The 2,840-nt window shown below is 63.6% G+C and carries 3 protein-coding genes; 2 read left to right on the top strand and 1 reads right to left on the bottom strand.

Annotated features, from left to right (window positions below; genetic code table 11):
• Window positions 1-59 precede the first annotated feature (59 nt).
• On the bottom strand, window positions 60-1,007 hold the full coding sequence (locus IVB47_RS18190; RefSeq protein ID WP_247284709.1) for an alpha/beta hydrolase: 948 nt from the start codon (window positions 1,005-1,007) through the stop codon (window positions 60-62).
• Window positions 1,008-1,227: 220 nt separating this feature from the next.
• On the opposite strand from IVB47_RS18190, the gene IVB47_RS18185 reads away from it, so the two are divergent.
• Window positions 1,228-1,689 (top strand): Hsp20 family protein, encoded by a 462-nt coding sequence (locus IVB47_RS18185; RefSeq protein WP_007597127.1) that lies wholly within the window; start codon window positions 1,228-1,230, stop codon window positions 1,687-1,689.
• 309 nt (window positions 1,690-1,998) lie between these two features.
• Entirely contained in the window at window positions 1,999-2,769 is a 771-nt protein-coding gene (locus tag IVB47_RS18180; protein WP_247462967.1) for an alpha/beta hydrolase, read from the top strand.
• The last annotated feature ends 71 nt before the right edge of the window (window positions 2,770-2,840 follow it).

The following is a 2,840-nucleotide window of genomic DNA, read 5'->3' as shown; positions in this document are numbered from 1 at the left end:
GATGCCCGGGACAAGCCCGGGCATGACGTCGTGTGGTCGCAGGGAAGCATCGCTCCCCCTCACTTGAACAGCGGCGTGCCCGGCACGAAGGCGTCGAAGGCCGCCCAGAATTGGGAACGGTAGCGGTCCTGCTCCTGGAGGATCTCGTGCTTGGCACCGGCGATCACGAGATGGGAGCCGGCGCGCAAATGATAGGCGAACTCCTCGATCGCCGCGATCGAGACCACGGTGTCGCTGGAGGCCGCCAGCATCAGGATCGGTTGACGGATATCGGACGGGTAGTTCTTGCCCTTGAAGGTGTTCATCGCGCGGAAGGCGGTATCGGCCCAGGCGACCGTCGGTGACGCGAGCCCGAGGGTCGGATCCTCCTCCAGGATCGCGGCATTGCGCGCATAGCGCACGGGATCGCTGGTCAGCGGATTGTTGATGAAGGGATTGAGCCCGGTGATCTGGTCGGTGCCGCCGGGGACATAACGGCCGCCCATCCCCAACACGCGCATCGTCTTCAGCAGCGCCCGCGCCGGAAACGAGGTGGCGCGGCCGGGCAGGTCGATCATCGGCGCCGACAGCACCATGCGGTCGAACCAGCGCTTGCCCGCATGCGCCACCCGCAGCATCACCGTGCCGCCCATTGAATGGGCGAGCGCGAAGAAGGGCGGCGGGCAATCCGGCAGCACCACCTGCTGCACGAAGGTCTCGACGTCGATCTCGAAATCGGCGAAGTCGCGGACATATCCCTTGCGCGGATCGCGCAGGCGGCGCGAGGAGTGGCCCTGCCCGCGCCAGTCGATCATCGCCACCGCAAAGCCGCGGTCGCGCAAATCGCGCACGGTCTCGAAATATTTTTCGATCTGCTCGCTGCGTCCGGTGAAGACGCAGACGGTGCCCTTGCGGTTCGCCGGCGGCGCCCAGCGCGCAAAGCGCAGCTCGACGCCATCAGGGGTTTTGATGGTGCCGCTGACGACGTCTTCGGGAACGGGATTGGATGGTATCGAGACCAGCGTCATGATGGGGAGGGCTTGGGCACGAAGTGCTGCAAATCAGGGGGCGGGAGCGCCGAAAAGGCTAAGTATCCGCCCTCTTGAACGCCGTTCTCGTCAACCCATATCACCTTGGTGCAGGCCGCTACCAGTGTTTCGGAACCGGAACATCAGGCTGCACACAGACGAAAGCCCGGCCCGATTGGCGGGCGGGTTACTCAACAGTCGCTCAATGGAGGACTTGACCATGCGTACGTACGACCTGACCCCCTTCTACCGTTCCACCGTCGGCTTCGACCGCCTCTTCAACCTGCTCGACCAGGCCGGTTCGGACGGCAGCCCCGGTTATCCCCCCTACAATATCGAGCGCACCGGCGAGAACGATTACCGCATCACCGTTGCGGTCTCGGGCTTTGCCAAGGATGAGCTCTCCATCGTCGCGAAGGAAAACACGCTGACGATCAAGGGCGAAAAAGTCGCCAACGAGAACTCGAAGGCCGAAGTGCTGTACCGCGGCATCGCCGCGCGTGCTTTCGAGCGCGCATTCCAGCTTGCCGATTTCGTGCAGGTGAAGAACGCCTCGCTCGAGAACGGGCTGCTTCACGTCGACCTCGTCCGCGAGATTCCCGAGGCGAAGAAGCCGCGCCAGATCGCGATCAACACCGGTGCGCAGGGCGCACAGGTGATCGAGAACTCGGTAGCCGCGTAAATCACGGACGCCACTTCCAGGTTGCGAAAACGCCCCGGTGCCCCGGGGCGTTTTTTTGCGTGTTCAGTCGTTGGCTCGCGAAAGCTGCAAGTAGCCGCAAATCCTGCGGCCGGCAGCTGGTTTTCGGTTGAAATCGAAATACAGGTTTGGGTCTGTTGTTCTACGTTACCCACACACCGCATGAGCTCGCCTGCGTGTCTCGTACGCGCCCGACCAAGGCGGTTGTCACAGGTGAGTGACCAAGCGTAACGCCGCCGCTCCGCACACCGTCCTTTGAATATCGAACACAAAATGAGACGGAGAACGATCATGACACTTTGGCGCAGCCTTTTCGTCGCCGCGAGCCTGCTGGCGGCCCCCATCAGCCTTGCTCACGCACAGACCCCGCAAACGGTGAAGGCCAAGAACATCGTGCTGGTGCACGGCGCCTGGGCCGACGGCTCGAGCTGGTCGGAGGTGATCCCGATCCTCCAGGCCGCAGGCCTCAACGTAACTGCCGTGCAGAATCCGCTGTCGTCGCTGTCGGACTCCGTCGAGGCGACCAAGCGCGCGCTGGCCGAGCAGGATGGTCCAACCGTGCTGGTCGCGCATTCCTGGGGCGGCACCGTCATCAGCCAGGTCGGCAACGACCCGAAGGTCACTGGCCTCGTCTATGTCGCCGCCCGCGCACCCGATGCCAACGAGGATTTCGTCGCCCTGTCCAAGCAATTCCCCGCGGGACCGGTGCGCACCGGCGTCGTCGAGCGCGACGGTTACACCAAGCTCTCGGAAGACGCCTTCCTGAAGTATTTCGCCAATGGCGTGAAGCCGGAGCAGGCGAAGGCGCTCTACGCGGTGCAATGGCCGACGGCCGCCTCGATCTTCGCCGGTCGCACCACAGAGGCGGCATGGCATTCCAAGCCGAGCTGGTACGCGGTGTCGAAGAGCGACGACACCATCAATCCCGATTTCGAACGCTTCCTCGCCAAGCGCATGAACGCCACCACGATCGAGCTCGACGCCGGCCACCTCTCGCTGGTGTCTCATCCGAAGGAGGTGGCGAATTTGATCCTGGAAGCGGCGGGGTATGGGCGGAGCTAAGCGGCGCTTGTCATGGTGCAAAGGCGCCTGAGTGCTCAGGCGCCTTTTGTTTTGCTCCGCTCTCTCCCCAA

The sequence above is a fragment of the Bradyrhizobium sp. 62 genome (assembly GCF_023073035.1).
In the GTDB taxonomy this organism is placed as follows: domain Bacteria; phylum Pseudomonadota; class Alphaproteobacteria; order Rhizobiales; family Xanthobacteraceae; genus Bradyrhizobium.
This window is presented reverse-complemented; position numbering and strand designations above follow the sequence as displayed.

Bases quoted from the DNA above. Each gene is read 5' to 3' on its own strand.
- IVB47_RS18180 (WP_247462967.1), top strand. From the start codon at position 1,999: ATGACACTTTGGCGCAGCCTTTTCGTCGCCGCGAGCCTGCTGGCGGCC.
- IVB47_RS18190 (WP_247284709.1), bottom strand. From the start codon at position 1,007: ATGACGCTGGTCTCGATACCATCCAATCCCGTTCCCGAAGACGTCGTC.
- IVB47_RS18185 (WP_007597127.1), top strand. From the start codon at position 1,228: ATGCGTACGTACGACCTGACCCCCTTCTACCGTTCCACCGTCGGCTTC.